Origin of the sequence: Streptomyces sp. Ru62 (assembly GCF_002920615.1) — a bacterium.
Classification (GTDB): Bacteria; Actinomycetota; Actinomycetes; order Streptomycetales; family Streptomycetaceae; genus Streptomyces.
Map to the genome: position 1 here is coordinate 83,291 of NZ_PQSU01000008.1, position 18,301 is coordinate 101,591.

The 18,301-nt window shown below is 71.6% G+C and carries 17 protein-coding genes and 2 pseudogenes; 11 read left to right on the plus strand and 8 right to left on the minus strand.

What is annotated here, in order from left to right; all coding sequences use genetic code 11:
- Positions 1–65: 65 nt before the first annotated feature.
- The gene (locus C3492_RS12730) at positions 66–1,277 is read left to right on the plus strand and encodes a diaminopropionate ammonia-lyase (RefSeq protein WP_258055659.1); all 1,212 of its coding nucleotides are present in this window, start codon (positions 66–68) and stop codon (positions 1,275–1,277) included.
- A complete protein-coding gene (locus C3492_RS12735) occupies positions 1,271–1,891 on the plus strand; it encodes a LysE family translocator (protein WP_103812017.1) in 621 nt (206 codons plus the stop codon). The genes C3492_RS12730 and C3492_RS12735 overlap by 7 nt, the downstream gene beginning before the upstream one ends.
- Before the next feature lie 77 nt (positions 1,892–1,968).
- On the opposite strand, the gene C3492_RS12740 is transcribed toward C3492_RS12735, so the two are convergent.
- From C3492_RS12740 to C3492_RS12760, 5 genes are all read right to left on the minus strand, one after another.
- The gene (locus C3492_RS12740) at positions 1,969–2,394 is read right to left on the minus strand and encodes a VOC family protein (protein WP_103811867.1); all 426 of its coding nucleotides are present in this window, start codon (positions 2,392–2,394) and stop codon (positions 1,969–1,971) included.
- Between the two features lie 305 nt (positions 2,395–2,699).
- Positions 2,700–3,380 carry an SMI1/KNR4 family protein gene (locus C3492_RS12745; protein ID WP_103811868.1) on the minus strand — a complete coding sequence of 227 codons (681 nt, stop codon included), beginning with the start codon at positions 3,378–3,380 and terminating at the stop codon, positions 2,700–2,702.
- Positions 3,381–3,713: 333 nt separating this feature from the next.
- Entirely contained in the window at positions 3,714–4,421 is a 708-nt protein-coding gene (locus C3492_RS12750; protein ID WP_103811869.1) for a hypothetical protein, read from the minus strand.
- Between the two features lie 372 nt (positions 4,422–4,793).
- On the minus strand, positions 4,794–5,561 hold the full coding sequence (locus tag C3492_RS12755) for a GNAT family N-acetyltransferase (protein ID WP_103811870.1): 768 nt from the start codon (positions 5,559–5,561) through the stop codon (positions 4,794–4,796).
- A gap of 539 nt (positions 5,562–6,100) precedes the next feature.
- Positions 6,101–6,982: a GNAT family N-acetyltransferase gene (locus tag C3492_RS12760; RefSeq protein ID WP_103811871.1), complete on the minus strand. Its 882-nt coding sequence runs from the start codon at positions 6,980–6,982 to the stop codon at positions 6,101–6,103.
- A gap of 200 nt (positions 6,983–7,182) precedes the next feature.
- Here C3492_RS12760 and C3492_RS12765 point away from each other — a divergent pair, with 200 nt between their 5' ends.
- Entirely contained in the window at positions 7,183–7,422 is a 240-nt protein-coding gene (locus C3492_RS12765; RefSeq protein WP_258055660.1) for a hypothetical protein, read from the plus strand.
- Between the two features lie 206 nt (positions 7,423–7,628).
- Positions 7,629–8,366: a flavodoxin family protein gene (locus tag C3492_RS12770; protein WP_103811872.1), complete on the plus strand. Its 738-nt coding sequence runs from the start codon at positions 7,629–7,631 to the stop codon at positions 8,364–8,366.
- A gap of 56 nt (positions 8,367–8,422) precedes the next feature.
- Here C3492_RS12770 and C3492_RS12775 read toward each other — a convergent pair whose 3' ends face one another.
- Complete coding sequence (locus C3492_RS12775; protein ID WP_103811873.1) at positions 8,423–10,903, minus strand: SpoIIE family protein phosphatase; 2,481 nt, start codon at positions 10,901–10,903, stop codon at positions 8,423–8,425.
- A gap of 504 nt (positions 10,904–11,407) precedes the next feature.
- Here C3492_RS12775 and C3492_RS12780 point away from each other — a divergent pair.
- The 3 genes and pseudogenes from C3492_RS12780 to C3492_RS12790 all read left to right on the plus strand — a co-directional run.
- Positions 11,408–12,079 (plus strand): HEAT repeat domain-containing protein, encoded by a 672-nt coding sequence (locus C3492_RS12780; RefSeq protein ID WP_103811874.1) that lies wholly within the window; start codon positions 11,408–11,410, stop codon positions 12,077–12,079.
- A gap of 3 nt (positions 12,080–12,082) precedes the next feature.
- Positions 12,083–13,081, plus strand: a pseudogene (locus C3492_RS12785) (MerR family transcriptional regulator); the annotation flags it as partial.
- A gap of 168 nt (positions 13,082–13,249) precedes the next feature.
- Positions 13,250–13,894, plus strand: a pseudogene (locus C3492_RS12790) (VOC family protein); the annotation flags it as partial.
- Positions 13,895–13,929: 35 nt separating this feature from the next.
- Here the strand turns inward: C3492_RS12790 and C3492_RS12795 are convergent.
- The gene (locus tag C3492_RS12795) at positions 13,930–14,835 is read right to left on the minus strand and encodes a helix-turn-helix domain-containing protein (protein ID WP_103811875.1); all 906 of its coding nucleotides are present in this window, start codon (positions 14,833–14,835) and stop codon (positions 13,930–13,932) included.
- Between the two features lie 269 nt (positions 14,836–15,104).
- Between C3492_RS12795 and C3492_RS12800 the strand changes: the two genes are divergently transcribed.
- The 4 genes from C3492_RS12800 (at position 15,105) to C3492_RS12815 (ending at position 17,297) form a co-directional block, all read left to right on the plus strand.
- Positions 15,105–15,512, plus strand: a complete 408-nt coding sequence (locus tag C3492_RS12800; protein WP_103811876.1) for a cupin domain-containing protein — start codon at positions 15,105–15,107, stop codon at positions 15,510–15,512.
- Positions 15,513–15,540: 28 nt separating this feature from the next.
- Positions 15,541–15,867 carry a carboxymuconolactone decarboxylase family protein gene (locus C3492_RS12805; protein ID WP_103811877.1) on the plus strand — a complete coding sequence of 109 codons (327 nt, stop codon included), beginning with the start codon at positions 15,541–15,543 and terminating at the stop codon, positions 15,865–15,867.
- A gap of 177 nt (positions 15,868–16,044) precedes the next feature.
- Entirely contained in the window at positions 16,045–16,770 is a 726-nt protein-coding gene (locus tag C3492_RS12810; RefSeq protein WP_103811878.1) for an SDR family NAD(P)-dependent oxidoreductase, read from the plus strand.
- The gene (locus C3492_RS12815) at positions 16,767–17,297 is read left to right on the plus strand and encodes a contact-dependent growth inhibition system immunity protein (RefSeq protein WP_258055661.1); all 531 of its coding nucleotides are present in this window, start codon (positions 16,767–16,769) and stop codon (positions 17,295–17,297) included. Before C3492_RS12810 ends, C3492_RS12815 begins: the two co-directional genes overlap by 4 nt.
- Before the next feature lie 44 nt (positions 17,298–17,341).
- Here C3492_RS12815 and C3492_RS12820 read toward each other — a convergent pair whose 3' ends face one another.
- Complete coding sequence (locus tag C3492_RS12820; RefSeq protein ID WP_258055662.1) at positions 17,342–17,773, minus strand: CAP domain-containing protein; 432 nt, start codon at positions 17,771–17,773, stop codon at positions 17,342–17,344.
- Positions 17,774–18,301 lie beyond the last annotated feature (528 nt).

The window sequence follows — 18,301 nt, forward strand, 5'->3', positions numbered from 1 at the left end:
CCCGACGAGTATAGGTCGGAAACATTCGCTGGACCGATCGTAGGAGCACACCGCACTCTGATCCTGTGCCTGACAACACCTGCTCCCCCCGTACGCTGCCGTGGTTCGCGCGCTCCGAAGCCCGTGCCTGGCGGTGTGAACCCGCGCCGGCCGAGGTGCGGGCCTTCCATTTCTCCCTGCCCGACTACGCGCCCACCCCGCTGACCGAACTCCCGTCGCTCGCGCACGCGTGGGGGGTCGGCCGGGTCTTCGTCAAGGACGAGTCGTGCCGTCTGGGGCTGCCCGCGTTCAAGGCCCTGGGCGCGTCCTGGGCGGTCCACCGCATCCTTGCCGAGCGGGCGGCGAACGGCGGAGAACCGGCCCCGGTCACCCTCGTGACGGCCACCGACGGCAACCACGGTCGCGCGGTGGCCCGGATGGCGCGCCGTCTCGGCCAGGAGGCCCACGTCTTCGTTCCGCAGGGCGTGCATCCCCAGGCCGTGGCGGCCATCGTCGCCGAACAGGCGAAGGTCACCGAGGTCGCAGGGCCGTACGACGAGGCCGTACGCCTGGCGGCCGAGGCGGCTGCCGCACCGGACACGGTCCTCGTCCAGGACACCGCCTGGCCGGGTTACGAGCAGGTCCCGCGGTGGATCGTCGAGGGTTACGCCACCCTGTGCGCGGAGATCGACGAGCAGTTGACGGCCGAGGGGGTCGCCGAGGGCCCCGACCTCGTGTCCATACCGGTGGGCGTGGGGTCCTTGGCACAGGCCGTGGTCACCCACTACCGCAGCCGCCCCTCCGGGCACGCCCCGGCGCTGCTGTCGGTGGAACCGGAGACCGCGCCGTGCGTCCTGGAGAGCCTCACCCGCGGCGCACCCGTCAGTGTCCCCACGGGCGAGACCACCATGGCCGGGCTGAACTGCGGCACCCCGTCCAGCATCGCGTGGCCCCCTCTGCGTGACGGTCTGGACGCCGCGGTCGCCGTCGCGGACGCCGAGAGCGCCCGCGCGGCCGGTGTGCTGGCCGCTGCCGGCGTCTCCTCGGGCCCCTGCGGGGCCGCGTCGCTCGCCGGTCTGCGCGCGGCGCTCACCGGCGAGGGGGCCGGGGAACGCCGTACGGCGCTGGGACTGGGGCCGTCCTCGGTCGTCGTGCTGCTGAGCACCGAGGGTACCGCCGCCAACCCGCACGCCGGCGCGACCAGTTCGACCGGTGCGACCGGCGCGACCGGCTCAACCAGTTCGACCGGCTCAACCGGTTCGCCCGGCTCGCCCAAGGGATGGCCGGCAGCGTGCTGACCCACTTCATGGCGGCGATCGGCGTCCTGGGGCTGCTGACCGTCGTGCCCGGCCCGGACATGGCGGTGGTGACCCGGCGCGCGCTCGTGGCCGGTCCCGGGGACGGGTTGCGTACCGTGGGCGGGATCGTGACCGGGCTGCTGCTCTGGGGCGCGTCGACCGTGGCGGGGCTCGCGGCCGTGCTCGCCGCTTCGCCCGCGGCCTACCTGACCGTCAAGCTCCTGGGCGCCGGCTACCTGGTGTTCCTGGGCGCCCAGGCGCTCTGGCAGCACGGCCGCTCGGCACCGGCCGGTCCAACGGATGCCGGTCCTGCCGCCGTGGGGAGCCCCTGGCGGACCGGCTTGGTCAGCAACGCCCTGAACCCGAAGATCGCCGTCTTCTACACCGGGCTGCTGCCCACGCTGGCCCCGCCCCGGCTGCCCGCCCCCTGGGCCATGACGCTGCTCGTGGTCCTCCACGCCACGCTGAGCGTCGCCTGGCTGAGCAGCTACGTGTTCCTGCTGTCCAAGGCCGGGCGGGCCCTCCACAAGCCACGGATCCGTCGTGCGCTCGGGCTGACCACGGGCGTCGCACTGATCGGCCTCGGGCTCGCCGTCGCCGCCCCCACCGGCTGACCAGCGTCGGCGGGGTACGCGGGTACGCGGGTGTCGCCGGGTTCGCAGGCCGGGGCTCGACGCCGCCCGGCGGCCTCCTACGGCCGGACGTAAGGCCGCGTCATTATCTCCATGTTGTGGCCGTCCGGGTCCGCGAAGTAGACGCCACGGCCACCGAACAGACGGTTGATCTGGTGCGGCTCGGTGTGACGGGGGTCCGCGTAGTAGGTGACGCCGAGCGTCTCCAGGCGGGCGACCATGGCGCTGAACCGGTCGTCGGGCACGAGGAACGCGTAGTGCTGCGACTGGATCGGCTCGTCGCGCTTCTCGTAGTAATCGAGCGTGACGCCGTTGCCCAGGTCGACGGGAAGGAACGGCCCGAACGGCGCGCCGACCCTCAGACCGAGGACTGCGGCGATGAATTCGGCCGACAGTTGACGATCCGTGGCGTAAACGGCGGTGTGGTTCAGCTGGACGGTGGCCGGCGCGGCGACTTCGTGCCGACGCTGCTGATCATGTGGCATGTGGGGATGTGTCTCCGAGTCCTGGATCCGCTGTGGGGCGCCTCGTGCGGGCGCTGGAGGGAAGACGCGGAGAAGTGGCGGGGCTCGCCCCCGCCTCGGGCTCACGCCGAGGCCGGGTGCCTCACTCGTGTATGGCCCATGGCCGACCCGGCAGTCACATGATCGACTCTAGTGCCTCACCGTCCGTCACGGCAAGGCGCTTCCGTGGCCCGCGGACAGCTGGAGTACTGCCTGGCGGGCGGGAGTTCCGGCCGGCAGGTCGAGGCGGTATTGCCCCGGCTCCTCCCGCGGTTGGGGGGAAAGACCTACGGCGTCGACAGAGCCGTGCGCTCCGCCTTCTCCAGCCAGTCGGTGTACCAGCGGGCGAACCTCACCGGCGTACCGTCGTCGTCGAGGAGCGGGGCGAGGTCGACGTCGTCCACCCGGCAGTCGGACCAGATCGTGCCGCGGTGGCTGCCGCTGATGATCAGCCACTCCCTCTGGGCACAGCCGAGGTGGGAGATCACGATCGCCCCGGCCGTGCGCTCCGGGGCGAACATGACGGCCTCCCAGCGCTCGTCCCACGCCTCGATGGCGTCGTCGAAGTCCTCGATGTCGTCGAAGTCCTCCTCCTCGGGACGCTGCGCAAGAACACCGTTGAGCAACTCCGGGTCCGGACCCTGGTCAGGAAACGGCTCGGCAAGCGTCGACAGGTCGGCAAGGTCCGCGCCGTCACCCTCCCAACGCCAACGGCCCTGTACGCGGCGGACCGGGAACAGGCCGTGGGCGGGGCCGGCCCCACCCGCGCCGACGTGGAGCAGGAACGCCCGGTACTCCTCCGGCAGCCGCACGCCCACCTGAGCTTCGAGTTCGCCCAACTCGTCCTGCGTGAGCGGGTCTTCCAGGACCCACTTGTGCGCCAGTGCCCCGAACACCGCGCTGCCCCCGGGACCCGCACCCGCCGCCTCGACCCGCCGTCGTACGTCCACCCACCACTCGTCAGTCATGCGCAGACCGTACGTGCCGCCACTGACACCCAGGGCACGAGGCCCATGGTTACCGCGGGAACGGTCCGGTTCATGTGACGGCTCACCTGGTCGACTGGCGAGGTGTCTCGGTACGAGGCGGCGACGCAGCCGGCCGCCCACCTGGCGGGCCCACGCGCACGCTCCTGCTCGTGTGGCGTCCGGCAGGAGCCCGGCTGATGACGGTCACGCGGAGTGGCGGGCGGCCGGGAACAGCCCGGACGGACGGAGCCGGACAGTCTTTCCCAGCGGTCGCCATGTGCGTGAGCGGTCACCTGACCAGGCTCGCGGAACCACCGACGCCGGCCGGACCGGTCAGTGCACGCGTTCACCGCACTCCGCCGGGAACAGGAGCGCGCCGGGCGGCAGTTCGCCCGGAGGCCGTCCCTTCACCCGCAGACACGCTTCAGAAGAGTCCTCCACAGGCGGGTATTCGAGGGCGACCTCGTCCAGTACGGCGATCTCCCCGCCGAGGTGCAGTTCCACCGCGTGCACACCGGCCGGGAAGCGGCCGGCCAGGGTCCCGAAGGCTGCCGTGTCGTCGCCTTCGGCGACGCACTCCCGGACCTCGAAGCGCCAGTGGTCGGCCGCATCGGCGAGCAGTGCCCTGGTTCGCTTGCCCAGTCCGGCGAGGAGAGCTGCGCGGGCCCGCAGATGGCCGGCGATGGCGCAGCAGATCGGGACCGCCGTGCCGTAGGGCGTCGTCACCCGCGTGTACCCGGCGTGCGGATAGGACGACAAGGCCTCGTCGATCAGCCCCAACGCGGTGCTCCGCGCGGCCGGGTGCCCCCGCTGAGCCATCTCCAGCAGGAGAGGGGCCGCGACCGCAGCCGCCGGAAACACCGCCGCACTGTGGCCATGCACGATCCCGCCGCCACCGAGCAGTGAGCCGGCCTCCGCCGCCTCCACCAGGTTCGCCGCACAGGCCAGGGCCCGCAGACCCCGGGCGGCACGAGCCGGTTCGTACCAGTCGGGAGGGCCCGGTACGGCAGACCAGTCCACCGCGTCGATCGCATCCAGCACGACAGCATCCTGGCAGGCTCATGGGCGGGAGGACGCACGTCCGGAACGCGTCGAGGTCCGACGATCCGCGCCGTTGACGACCACGTGCTCGGGTGTGTGTTCGTAGCGGCGGTGGCGGTGGCGGTGGCGGTGGCGGTGGTGGTGTCGGCGGCGGTGGAGGAGCACCGGACAAGCCGGGACAGTTGCCGCCAGTCGAGATCAGCGCGCGTCGCCGTCGGTAGCGGCGCCGTGCCGGCGATGGCCCCGCCCGGGCGACCAGGCCGCCGTACACCGAGGCGAGTGCGGTGAGATCCATGGGGTGGTCCGTTCCTCTGCGAAGGGAGCGGTCAGCGGGGCGGTGACGGCATGACCGTCACCACCCCACCCCGCGCCTCATCCTTCGAGGCTCATGTACAGACGGGTGCCTTGAGGTCGGTAGCCGACGCGTTCGTACACCCGGCGGGACCCTTCGCCCGAGTACTCCAGCCAGACCGATCGTGCTCCTCGCAAGAACATGGCCTGGGTCAGCGCCGAGGTGACCGAGGCGGCAACTCCGCGCCCACGAAAGGCCGGACGGGTCCCCACACCCGCCAGCTCCGACGTGCCCACGGCCGGCGGGGAGCAGGAGGCCGCGCCGGCGCATCCGCCATCGGGGGCCCGGACGAAGCGGACGGCACCACCGTTCTCCTGAGTGCGCCGCAGTCGGGCGGCGCCTTCGGCGGAGGGTGTGAAGTCACCGGCGAACGCCTCGGACAGGGCAGCGTCGATCGCCGCGTAGTCCTCGTCGGTGCGCGGGATCTGCACGCCGGGCCCGGCGGCTGTCCGGTGGCCGTTCGGCCGCAGGGCCAACGTGGCGGGAGTGCAGACCATGTACACGTGCACTGCCTCTGTGGTGAACCCTGCCCGGCGCAGTGCCGGATCCACGGCGGGCGCGGCCTCGGGAGCGAACTCCAGCCGGGGCCTGAGTCCGCGCTCACGGAACGCTTCGATCAGCGCGGCCACGTCTCGGTCGGTTGGACGGATGCCGGGCACGGGGGTCGCGTAGTTGATGAAGGGGCTGGTGGTCGCCGGATCGAATCCCGCGACGAAGCCGCCGATCTCGACCGCCGCGGGGCGGCGGCGCAGGTTGGCGACGGCGAAGTTCTGGACGGCGATGTCCACGATGACATCCTCACTGGAGATACCGGCGGAGCGCGCTGCCGCCGCACGGGCGGAACGGGATCAACGCGCGAGCTGTCGTACCGGCCACAGCCGGGGACCACCTCCGAGCAGGGAGGTGGGGCGGTGGTTCGGCCACCGCGTCGTCGGGCCGCCGTGAGGAGACGGACGCGGCACCGGTGACCGCCGCCCTTGAGGGAGACGGCTCAGTGCCGACGGCGGCCGCTGCGGGACGCCGTGAACAATTGGCTTCAGTCCTTCGCCGTGAGTGGGTACGTGCCGGAAGCTGGATGGAGGCTCCCACATGCTGAGGAGCAGGGCAAGCGGGAATGCCCGTCGGGCTGGGGGACGACCGACACGGCGTTGGGTGGTCGGGGCTCCGCAGGACGGGGTGAGCCTGTCGTCGTCCGGTCCTCGTCTCGGGTTACAAACCTGGAAGCAGGGCAGAACCAATCACGCCCGTCGTCATCGGTCCAGGCGTGTATCGAAGGCATCGACGGGCCGGACGAGGTGACGACCGGGTCCGGCCCGTCCGTTCGCCGCTAAGTGTCGAGCTGGTACTGGTGTGTCGTGTGCGTGGGTGTGTAGCCGAGACTGTCGTTGATGTGTCTCATGTGTGTGTTGCTGTCGGCGGTGTCGGTCAGGAGGCCGCCGAGGCCCGGATAGAGCCCGTGGACCTGTCGGATCGACTCTGCCTTCATCCATCGGCCGAGGCCGTGCCCACGGTGCTCGGGCAGCACGCCGGTGCCGTAGTGCTGGCCATCGCCTGTGCCGTTGCCGGGAACGACGAGTTCGGTGAACCCGGCAACCGAGCCGTTGGAGGCGTCGATGGCGACGACGGTGTGCAACAGGTCGCCGCGCTGTTCGACGGCCTTCGCCGCGGCCCGGACGCGGTCCACGTCCCAGGTCACGGAGCCGTGGTCGGTGTCCTCCATGGGCATGTCGTCCATGGCGCGACGTGAGGCGGCGAATGTCTGGGCGAGGCCGTGCGGGACGACTCCCCGCCATGACACCAGCCGGTAGCCGGGATGCGGACGCTCGATGATCCCGGCGAGGGCGGCGGTGTCCACATCGGCCAGTGACAAGCGGGAGCACCTCAGAGTGAGGACCTTGCGAAAACCGCGCGCCTCCAGGAAGCGGTCGCCGGGCGATCGGGCCTCAGCCTGTGCTACGACGCGGCGTCGGGCATTGTCCCGGGCGGCGGCCACGGCGGCGTCGAGGAGCCGGGAACCGACGCGCTTGCGTCGCTCCGCGGGATGGACATGGAGGGTCAGCTCGGCCAGGTGCTCCTGTCCAGGATCGGTGAACAGCCGCAGGAAGGCCGCTCCGGCAGGGATGGAATCGGCGTCGGACGCCAGCCATGCAAGACGCCGGCTGCGCGGCCCGTGCGCGGGGTCGGTCAGTGGGGTGATACGAAGCGACAAGGTGTCTCCGTCGTGAGGGTGTGGCGAAGGGCAGTACGCGGGCTCAACTGCTGGGCACTCCTGCGCATGTGCTCCACACCTCCTCGTCGACAGCGCCGGTCCGGAACGACGCGGACGGCTGGTGGAGAATCTAGCTGTCCATCGGTTCCTCGGCCAAGAGTTGATGAAGGACCGGTACGAGTGTGTGGTCATGGCCACCCGTGGATGGTCCTGGGTTCGCGCCGTTCTGGGAACTCCTCGCCGAGGCAGCTCGGCAGATGATGCTCGACCGCAGCCGCCGGTGGTGCGAGTGGCGGGGCTGGGGAGTCCGGCACGGCACCGTCCGGGTGACACTGAGCTTGCTGCAAGCGGAGAAGGCCGGACGCCGGACCGCCTTCTCCGGGGACGGTCGGCTCAGACCGCTGTGGGACATCGGTGGCCGCACGGTCGACGGCGAGTGAGACGTGAACACGGCGACGTGGGCGAGCCGACCCCGAGGCGGTAGCCCGGCAATCTGCCCCCGGGGGAATCGGGCACCGTCGGAGCGCGCGGGGGTCCGGCCATTCGGAGGTGTTGTGGTGGCGCCTGCCGGTGGTGGCCCACAGGCTTGGTCTGGATGTGGGCGCGCCGCCGTGCAGGGGTGGCGGCAGGATTCCTGGAGGACCGTATGACCGCTTCGTCGCCGTCCACCGAGACACCTCCGGCCCGGTACGACGACCTGCGGGCCCTGGTGATCAACTGCACCCTCAAACGCTCGCCGGAGACGAGCAACACCCAGGGGCTGATCGACCGGAGCACCGGCATCATGGGCGCCCAGGGCGTACGGGTCGATGTCGTCCGGGCGGTGGATCTCGACATCGCCACCGGCGTGTGGCCCGACATGAGGGAGCACGGCTGGGAGACGGATGCCTGGCCGGAGCTGTACCGGCAGGTCATGGGGGCCGACATCCTCGTGCTGGCCGGACCGATCTGGCTGGGCGACAACAGCTCGGTGATGAAGCAGGTGATCGAACGCCTCTACGCCTGCTCCAGTCTGCTGAACGAAGCCGGTCAGTACGCGTACTACGGCCGTGTCGGCGGCTGCCTGATCACCGGCAACGAGGACGGCGTCAAGCACTGCGCCATGAACGTCCTCTACAGTCTCCAGCACCTGGGGTACACCATCCCTCCCCAGGCGGACGCGGGATGGATCGGCGAGGCAGGGCCCGGACCCTCCTACCTCGACCCCGGCTCGGGCGGACCGCAGAACGACTTCACCAACCGCAACACCACGTTCATGACCTGGAACCTGCTGCACCTGGCGCGGGCGCTGAAGGACCTGGGAGGCATCCCGGCCTACGGCAACCAGCGCACCGCATGGGACGCGGGCTGCCGCCACGACTACGAGAACCCCGAGCACCGGTAGCCGTGACCGGTCGCTGAGCCGCCCCCCTGCCGAGCCCGGCGCCCGGCAACCACGCGTCATGTCGCCACCGTTGCGGAGCCGTGTTCGGTGAGCAGCAGGGCGATGTCGTCGGCCCGGTAGGAGGAGCCGCGGGCGTGGTGCAGGAGCCGGTCGGCGAGTTCGTCCAGTGAGTCCGCGCGGGCGTGGGCCAGTGATACACGCAGGCGGTCGATCCCCATGCCGATGTCGGTGCCGGGCTTCTCCACGAGGCCGTCGGTGTAGAGGGCGAGGAGGGATCCGGGCGGGAGAGCGATACCGGTGGGTCGGTAGGTGCTGCCGTGGTCCACGCCCAGCAAGGTCCCGACGTCGAGGTGCAGCGCGTTCGTGGTGCCGTCCGGAAGGCGGAGCAGGGGAGCGGGATGACCGGCGGTGACTGCCCGGGCGTGATCGCGGTCGGTTTCCAGGTGGACGTAGCAGCAGCTGGCCAGCAGGTCGCTGTCGAGGTCGATGAGGGTGCGGTTGACGCCTGACATGACGTCGCCCGGATCGTGGCCGGCGGCCACGAACGCGCGTACCGCACTTCGCAGCTGGGCCATGGTGGCCGCGGCGGCGATGCTGTGCCCCTCCACGTCACCGATGACCAGGCAGACTCCGCTGTCGGTGGGGATGACGTCGTACCAGTCGCCGCCGATGTCCATGCCGCTCGTAGCGGGCAGGTACCGTGCGACGGTCCGGATGCCCGGCACCCTGGGCAGGTGGTGCGGCAGGAGCGCCTGCTGCAAGCCGTGCGCGACGGCGAACTCCGAGTCGTACAGCCGTGCTCGTTCCAGGGCCTGGGCGATCAGCCCGGCGAGTGCGGTCAGGACGCCCCGGTCCTTTTCCGTGAAGTGGTGGGGTGCGTCGAAGCCGAGGACGCAGGTGCCGACCGGGCGGCCGGAGGCGGTCAGGGGCAGGTACGCCCAGGAGCTCACCTGCCCTGTGGGGATGCCCGGATAGCCCCGGACGAGATCCTTCTGGGACTCGATGAAGAGGGGGGCACCGGAGGTGAGTGTCTCCGTTCCCGGCAGGCGGGCGTGCAGGGGAACGCCCTGGAGCCAGTCGAGGAACGTCTCGTGGTGGCCGGTGTGGTGCAGGAGGCGCATCGCCCTGTTGCGGACCACGTAGATCGCCATCTGCTGGCCCCCGAAGGCCGGCAGCAGCTGGTCGGAGACGACTTCGCAGACCTGGCGTGTGGTCACTGCCTCGGTCAACGCGCAGCTGAGCTGCAGGACGTGGTACATCGCGCCCAGGCGTGCCGGTGCCGGTGCCCCTGCGGGTGCTGCGCACGTCGGGGGAGGAGCGCAGGCCGCCTCGCCCGACGCGGGCCGGGTGGTGGGGGTCACCCGGCAGGTCACCCCGTCCGGCTGTGGATCGAGGGAGAAGGCGAGCCACTGGTCGGGCGGCCGGCTCACCAGGAAGGAGGACGGGGCCTGCGAGATCATCGCGGAGCGGTGCCGGTACTCGACGCTGGGATCGGACAGCCACGGCAGTACGTCCCACAGGCACTCGCCGACCACCTCGTCGGCGGAGATGTCCAGCAGGTGCAGGGCACGGCGGTTGGCGTAGGTGACACGCCCGTCGGGGGCAAGGGAGAACAGCCCGTGCGGCAGCCGTTCGACTGCTGCCACGGCCGCACCGCCCGCCCGGGTGTCCAGGACCGCGCCGACCATGTGCGTGACCGCGCGAGCGTCGTCCGCTTCCGGTACACGCCCCCACAGCTGCACCGTGCGGTACCTTCCGCCGCCGCCGTGATCCCGCACGCGCAGGCGCCGTGCGCCGATCCGGCCCTCGCCCGCCGCCTCGCGCGCGCAGGCCCGGAAGGCGGCGCGATCACCGGGGTGCAGGCGCGCCGCAAGGGTCTCGGGGCGTCCGTCGAAAGCACCGGGATCGAGACCGAAGACCGCGCAGAACGTCTCGTCCACGGTGAGGATGCCGGTGCCGAGGTCCCAGTCGAACAAGCCCACCTGTACCGCCGCGGCCGAGTGAGCCGGGGTCTCGACGGCAGCCGCCCGGGGTTCCCACTCGACGGGCTCACCGGTACGGGCGCGGAGTTCGGCCAGAGCGTCACCGAGCCGGCCGGCGATGCTCCGAAGGTGGCGACGCTGGGCCTTGGACAGCCCCTCGCTGCCCGGTGCGGCCGGCCACACGATCGCCAACGATCCGAAAAGCTCACCGTCGCCCGTGCGTACCGGTACGGAGCAGGAGCCGAAGGCGTACGGCAGGGCCACCGCCAGCTGCGGGTAGCGCCGCATCGTCTCCTCGGCGCTCGCAAGATGGACCGTGCGCCCGGACGCGTACGCCACAGCGACCGGGATCGGACTGCTCGCCGCGATGAGGCGCCAGCCACCCAGCAGGGACGGCGGCACCCCGCACGTCGCGGCGAGCACGATCGACCGGCGGTCGGGGGAGCGCAGGAAGACACTCGCCGCGTACGCACTCGTTCCCTCTACGGCCTCCACCGCGGCGGCCGCGAGCAGGTCCTCACGCTCAGCCGCCCCGCCGGCCGTCAGCCCGTGCATACATCCAGTGTGCGCAGGTCAGAGCGCGGGCGCGTCCGCAGCCCCGGCGCTCCTGCCGGCTCCGCCGCCACCGTCGGCATTCCTCCGCCCAGGGGCACAGCCCCGCCGTCCCGGTCGCCGGCCACCCCAGCGGTGTCCGGATCGGAGACACGCGGGGCGCGGGCCACTGGCGTACCGCTCCGGCCGCACCGGTCCCGCGACGGGCGATCCGCTGCGGCACCCGATGCCGCGAACGCGTCGTGACCGCACGGCCGCGGCCGGCGGGCCAGGGTCTCGACGGCAGTCGTCCACGGCCCCGTGCCGATGCCGGACCCGACGCCGAGGCAGCGGCGGCGGCCGCCTCGGGCACCGCTCGGGCCGCTGCCCGGATGGGCCGGCGCTTGAGATCGGCGCGGCCGTAGCGCCCGGTCGGGACGCAGCGGGTGACCGGTGCCGGCGCAGCGTGCGCGGTTTGACCTTGACACAGTGACAAGGTCTTCACTGCTTGCCGAGGAGGTGGTCTCGATGACGATCCCGAGACAGGACACGCATGCGGTACGAGAGCTCCAGGGGTTGGAGGACAGCCGGCCGTCCGTGCGGCTGCGGGCTGCCATGGCGGCCGGCACGACACCCGGCCCGCGCTTCGTCGACAAGCTCATCGAGCGATGCGCGATCGAGCCCGAGTTCTTCGTCCGTGACATGCTGACCTGGGCGCTCACCCGTCACCCGGTGTCGATGACGCTTCCCGGACTGCTCCGCGAGGTCCGCTCGGAGCGGGCGCAGGCGCGGAGCCAGGCGCTGCACACACTGTCCAAGATCGGGGACCGTCAGGCATGGCCGGCGATCACACGGGCACTCCTGTCCGACGCCGACGACGAGGTGGCGCGAAGCGCCTGGCGCGCCGCGGTCGTGCTCGTGCCGGAAGGCGAGGAGCCCGCGTTGGCCACGGTGTTGGTGACGCAACTCGGGCGCGGTGAGCGGGAGACGCGGCTGAGTCTCAGCCGGGCACTGGTCGCACTGGGCGAAGTGATCGTGCCGGCTCTCCGTTCCGCGGCGACGGCCCCCGACCCGCGCGTACGAGCTCACGCGCTCGCCACACAACGGCTGCTGCGGGACCCGGACACCGGATTCGAATGTGCGATCGAGGAGGCGAAGCGCGTCGTAGCCCTCGGCGGGCCCGACCCGGAGGAGCGATAAGGCGTGTTGATCGGTGAGGTGGCGCGACGGTCGGGGGTCAGTGCCCGCATGCTCCGGCACTACGAGTCGCTCGGTCTGGTGCGCCCTTCGGGCCGTACCGGCTCCGGATACCGGGAGTACTCCCGCGAGGACGTGCGGAGGGTCTTCCACATCGAGAGCCTGCGGTCGCTGGGACTGTCGCTGCGCGAGATCGGACGCGCGCTCGACGATCCCTGTTTCACACCCTCCGCACTCGTCGACGACCTCGTCCGTCAGACGCGCGACCGCATCGCGGCCGAGACGGAGCTGCTCACGCGGCTCCGCCGGATCCGGGCCGCGGACCCGGCCGGCTGGGAGGACGTCCTCCAGGTCGTCGCGCTGCTCCAGGCACTGGGATCGAAGAGCGCCGACGCGCGCCAGCGCGCGGCCCTCTCCTCGGCCGACGAGGTTCCGGTACCGGTGGAGGCCCTGGTCGAGGCGGTACTCAGCGAGACGGAGCCCAACGTCGCCGGGGCCTTGCGCTGGGCGCTGGCACGATCCGGCGACGGAGGTCCGGCACTGCTGGCGGAGGGCCTCGGCTCACCGGTGGCGGCGGTGCGGGAACGTGCCGTTCAGTGCCTCGCCGAGATGCCCGGTGCCGAAGCCACCGAGCAGCTGCGGGACGCTCTGGCGAACCCCGACGTCGTGGTGCGCGGACACGCGGCTCTGGCGCTCGGCACACGGGGTCTGGTGGACGCGGTACCGACGCTCATCGACATGGTCGTGGAGGGAAGGAACGACACCGACGCAGCCGACGCACTGAGCGTGCTGGCCGGCGACACCACGACGGCGGACCGGATCGCGACCACGCTCGTCGACCGCCTCGCCCATGACAGGACGCAAGCGCCCGCACGCGGGCGGCTGACCCAGGCGCTGGCGGGCATCCCGGGAACCAGGGCGACATCTGCCCTCGTGGAACTGTCGCACGACGTGGACCGTGCCGTCGCGCTGACCGCGGCATACCTCCTCCGGCTACGCGAAGCGGGTGCGGGCGGCCCGCAACCTGCCCGCGCCGGGTCAGCGCGGGGCCCTGTCCGCCCTGTCGCACCGGCCTCGGCACGTGCGGGCGTTGTCAGTGCTGCCCGCTACGTTGATCGCATGACGTACGGCGAAGGCAGGACCGAGCGGGTGCGGCCGCAGCAGTTCCATGAGACCGCGGACCTGGACGACTGGCGTGTCCTCGGCGAGGGAGCCTGTGCGTACTTCCGCGCGGGGTCGTTGGCCGCCGGTGCGAGGCTCGTGCAGGCGATCGGCGAACTGCCCGGCGTCGAGGCCGGACACCCCGACATCGACGTGCGATACGACGGCGTGACCGTGCGCCTGATCACGCTCGCCGACGACTTCTACGGGCTGAGCGAGCGGGACGTCGCACTCGCCCGGCGCATCTCGGCCTTGGCACGCAGGCTCGGAATCCCGGCGGACCCGTCCGTCGTCCAGACCGTCCAGGTCACCGTCGACGCGCTCGCAGGGCCGGAGGTGGCGAGGTTCTGGCGTGCGCTGCTCGGCTATGTCCATCGGGCGAACAGCCCTGAGGACTTGATCGATCCGCAGCGCCGCGGCGCGCCCTTCTACTTCCAGCAGATGGACGCACCCCGTCCGCAGCGCAACCGGGTGCACGTCGACGTCTGGGTGCCTTATGACCAGGCCGAGGCCCGCATAGCGGCGGCCGTTGCCGCCGGCGGCCGGTTGGTGAGCGATGCCCATGCTCCGTCGCACTGGGTGCTGGCCGACCCGGAAGGCAACGAGGCCTGCGTCGGAACCGCCGGCTGGATCGGCCCGGAGCCCACTCGGGGGTGACCGCGTCGACCGGACGGGCCGTCAGCCGGCGGCGGCTACCAGCCGTCCGCCGGAGCGGTCCGGACCGTGCCGTCCGTCCGGACCATGACGTCCGTCTCCTGCGTGGCGGCCCAGGAGGCGAGGAGGCGCAGGGCCTCGTGCTCCGGTGTACCGGGGGCGGCGCTGTAGGCGGTGAGGGTCAGTCCGGGCAGGGCCGGTAGCTCCATGGCGTCGAAGTCCAGGGTGAGAGCACCGACGGCCGGGTGGCGGAACGACTTGCGGCCGGTGTGGTGCAGGCGCACGTTGTGCTTGGCCCAGGCTGTGCGGAATTCCTCGCTGCGGGTGACGAGTTCGCCGACGAGCCCGGTCAGGCCGCTGTCGTGCGGGGCGCGTCCGGCCTCGGTGCGCAACAGGGACACGGTGGTGTTCACGGACTCCTCCCAGTCCGGGAAGAAGTCCCGGCCTTGTGGGTGGAGGAACTGGAAACGGGCGATGTTGACGGACTTGGTGGTGCTGTCGGGGAAGAGGGGGAAGTACAGCGCGCGGCCGAGGCGATTGGTGGCCAGGATGTCCAGGCGGCCGTTGCGCAGGAAGGCGGGGGAGTCGGTCATGGACTCCAGGACGCGCAGGACGCTGTCGGGCAGCGGGCCACTGCGCCTGGTACGGCGGGCGGGACGTCTGGCGGCGGCGCGGGCCAGGTCGTGGAGGTGGGCGCGTTCGGCTTCGTCGAGCTGGAGGGCGTTCGCGACGGCGCCGAGGACTTCTTCCGAGGCGCCGGCGAGGTGGCCGCGTTCCAGGCGGACGTAGTAGTCGACGCTGACACCGGCGAGCAGGGCGACTTCCTCCCGGCGCAGTCCCGGCACGCGCCGGTTGCCGCCGTACGCGGGCAGGCCCGCCTGCTGCGGGGTGATCCTGGCGCGGCGGGAGGCCAGGAACTCGCGGATGTCGCTCTCGGGGCTCACGATGGTCAGGCTATGCCGGATGCCGCATGTGTGGGGGGTCCTGTCAGTACCTGGAACAGCAGACCCTTCTCCACCTCACCGGCCTGCGGTTTCCTCGATGGCGGCGGCTGCACCCGAGAGGTTCGCCGACGAGCCCGCCCACGCCGGACGCGGGCCGGGCGCCGACTTCGCTCGCCGCGTCGACGCCGCCCGCCGGCCGTGCCCGGGCCTCACCCGCACCGGCGCCGCCCGATCCATTCCCGAGACCCGTATCTCCGAGAGGGAACACCATGGAGTTCGTCAAGCAGCAGGGCACGGTCAAGGCGCCCGCGAACTGGTTCACCGGCGACGTCTGGTTCGATGTGCTCTACGCGGGCCAGGAGCCGTCCCGGATGCGCGCCAACATGGTCCGTTTCTCCCCGGGCGCCCGTACTCACTGGCACTCCCACGTACTGGGCCAGACCCTGCACGTCGTCTCCGGCATCGCCCTGATCGGCACCCGCGACGGCACCGTCTTCGAGGCGCACCCCGGCGAGACCGTCACCTGCCCCCCGAACGAGGAACACTGGCACGGCGCCACCGCCGACCGCTTCATGGAACACATCGCGATGTGGGAGGGCAAGGGCGACGGCAGTGAGGAAACCACCTGGAACGAGCCCGTCACCGACGAGCAGTACAACCGCCCCCGCAGCCGCTGACCCCGCGCCGGACCGATAAGGATCTTCGATGGCCGACCGACCCGAGCAGATCGGCGGCGGACGCCGTACCGTCGGTGACTTCGCTCCGAAGCTCGCCGAGCTCACCGACGACGTCCTGTTCGAGGACGTGTGGAACCGCCCCGAGCTGGCCGCCCGCGACCGCAGCCTGATCACCGTCGCCGCGCTCGTCGCCGGTGGTGACGCCGACCAACTCCGCTTCCACCTCGGACGCGCGAAGGAGAACGGCGTCACCGAGACCGAGCTGATCGAGGCGATCACCCACCTCGCCTTCTACGCCGGCTGGCCCAAGGCCATGACGGCGATCACGACTGCGAAGCAGGTCTTCGCGGCCTGAACACGGGGGGAGGAGCCACCGGGCTCCTTCCCGGCAGCGTATCCGTACCCGGACCCAGCACCCGGACGAGCCCACAGGACCGGCCCAGACAGAAGGAGGTATTCCTATGCGAGGTTCTTCCCGGATCGCTGTGCGAGGGTCTTCCCGGACATCGCGCGTACGAGAGGGGGCGCGACCTTGAGTCGGATCCTGGTGACCGGCTCCGCGGACGGCCTGGGACGTGCCGCGGCCGACGCGCTGTTGTCCACCGGACACGAGGTCGTGGTGCACGCCCGCAGTGAGGAGCGCGCGGTGGCCCTCGACCCGCTGGTCGGCCGCGGGGCGCACCTCGTGGTCGGCGACTTCACGGACCGCGACGCCGTACGGCGCATCGCCGCGGAGCTGAACGACGCCGAGCCGCTCGACGCCGTCATCCACAACGCCGGCGTCTGGAGCGGGCCGGCCGTCATGCCGGTCAACATCATCGCTCCGTACCTGCTCACGGCCCTGCTCCGCGGCCCGCGGCGCCTGGTGTACCTCAGCAGCGGCTCGCACTTCGGCGGGCGGCCCGTGCTCGACGGTGTCGACTGGCGGGGGCGGAGCGCGGGGTCGTACGCCGACAGCAAGCTGTTCGTCACGACGCTCGCGGCCGCGGTGGCCCGCCTCCGCCCCGGCGTGCTCAGCAATGCCGTGGACCCCGGCTGGGTGCCGACGAAGATGGGTGGGCCGAACGCCCCGGACGACCTCGAACTTGGCCATAGGACGCAGGAGTGGCTGGCCTCCGGCGACGACCCCGAGGCGCTCACCACCGGCGGGTACTGGTACCACCGCCAACGGCAGGAGCCGCACCGCGCCGTCCACGACGAGGCGTTCCAGGACCGTCTGCTGCCGGCATTGGCACAGGAGACGGGTACCGCGCTGTGAGCGAGCGGCGAAGCCTCCCCGCCGTCGGCCGGGGAGGCTTCGTGCCGACGTGGTTCGCCCCGGCCCGGTGCGGGACGGACGCCACCCTGAGAATGAACGCCATGGACCATCTGCTGCACCTCGACCGCACGCTCGACGAGCTGGACCCACCCCGATGGGCGCCTCCTGCCGCTGACGCCACCCACCTGGTGCGCACAGTGCACGAGTTGCGGCGGGTGCCCCTGGGTGAACTCGGTCCGGCGGATCTGCGCGTCCTCCTCTCACAGCGGGTGGCACTGCCCCACGTCCTTCCACTCGCCGTGCGCCTGCTGGTGGAGGAGCCGCTGCTCGACGCCCGTTTCCACGAGGGCGATCTGCTGCTCGCCGCCGTCAACGCGCCTGCTGGCGCTTGGGAGTTGCTGCCGGAGCCGGGTGCGCGGCTGCGGGCCGTGATCGCGACGCTGCCACGGGAGGCGGTCGCCGAGCTGCCGCGCGGTGCCACCGAGGCGTTCGCCCGCTTCACCGCGCAGCCCGAATCGCGTCGTTGACCCGCCGGGGCCGTGCGGTGCCGCTCCGGCTCGCAGCCGGTGCCTCACTGCTGGCAGCTTCCGAAGGTGACGACGTACGTTCCGGCTCCGCTCGCGTCCGTTCCGGCCGGGTCGGCGGAACCGGCCTGAGCCCAGCGCCCGATCTCACGCAGTCCGGGATCGAGGATGTTCGCCCGGTGGGGCGGAGAGTTCATCCACCAGTTGACGGCGGCGTTCGGCGTCCCCGCACCGCCCCAACCGGTGTAGGCGATCTCGGCGAACCGCCAGGACACGGGGTTCGGGCAGTAGCCCGCTCCCTGGATACGGCTCTGCGGTGTCGAGCCCGTCTGCGGGTTGGTGTGCGGGTCCTTTCCGGGTCCCCACCACTTCTGCGCCACGGACGCCGAGGCGTGCTCCTGGGCCGCTGTCGTCAGGTTCTGGTTGTAGGTCAGGGCTGGAAGACCCCGTTGCGTGCGCTGGGCGTTGATGAGGCACACGACCGCTTCCCTCACCTGGAAGTTGCGGTGTCTGACGAGGCGGCTGTGGCCGTGCATCGGAGCGCGAGCGGCGGCTGCGCACTCCTGTGCCCAGGCCGGCGACGCCGTGAGCGGTACGAGTGTCGTCGACAGAGCTCCGGCCACCGCGAGGCCCACTGCGGTTCCGGTAATCGAGGCCCGGTTTCTCATGGAAGGTCCACCTCCCGCGATCACGAACAGTGATGTCGATCGGTGCGCGGGGCTCCCCGAAACTTGGATCCACCTCTCAGAGTGCCATCCAGCCACCCTGATCGCTATCCGGTGCCGGGGCGGACCGGAGGAGTCTGCCCTGCCCTGCCCGTCCCGCACCTTCGGTCCACCAGCGTGGGAGTTCCGGCAGGTGCCCGTCCGACGCGGCAGCGGAGCGCAGCCGTTCCTCCGGCACCTGCCCGTGCAGCCTGTGGCGACCAGGTCCCGCGCCGACGTGCGGGGGCCGTGACTCGCGGCGGCTGTCCGGGAGATGGGTTTCCCCCACTCACCGGTCCGCGC

Excerpts from the sequence above, each read along its gene's own strand:
- C3492_RS12740 (WP_103811867.1), bottom strand. The coding sequence starts at position 2,394 with ATGCCACATGATCAGCAGCGTCGGCACGAAGTCGCCGCGCCGGCCACC.
- C3492_RS12745 (WP_103811868.1), bottom strand. The coding sequence starts at position 3,380 with ATGACTGACGAGTGGTGGGTGGACGTACGACGGCGGGTCGAGGCGGCG.
- C3492_RS12770 (WP_103811872.1), top strand. The coding sequence starts at position 7,629 with ATGACCGCTTCGTCGCCGTCCACCGAGACACCTCCGGCCCGGTACGAC.
- C3492_RS12775 (WP_103811873.1), bottom strand. The coding sequence starts at position 10,903 with ATGCACGGGCTGACGGCCGGCGGGGCGGCTGAGCGTGAGGACCTGCTC.
- C3492_RS12780 (WP_103811874.1), top strand. The coding sequence starts at position 11,408 with ATGACGATCCCGAGACAGGACACGCATGCGGTACGAGAGCTCCAGGGG.
- C3492_RS12800 (WP_103811876.1), top strand. The coding sequence starts at position 15,105 with ATGGAGTTCGTCAAGCAGCAGGGCACGGTCAAGGCGCCCGCGAACTGG.
- C3492_RS12805 (WP_103811877.1), top strand. The coding sequence starts at position 15,541 with ATGGCCGACCGACCCGAGCAGATCGGCGGCGGACGCCGTACCGTCGGT.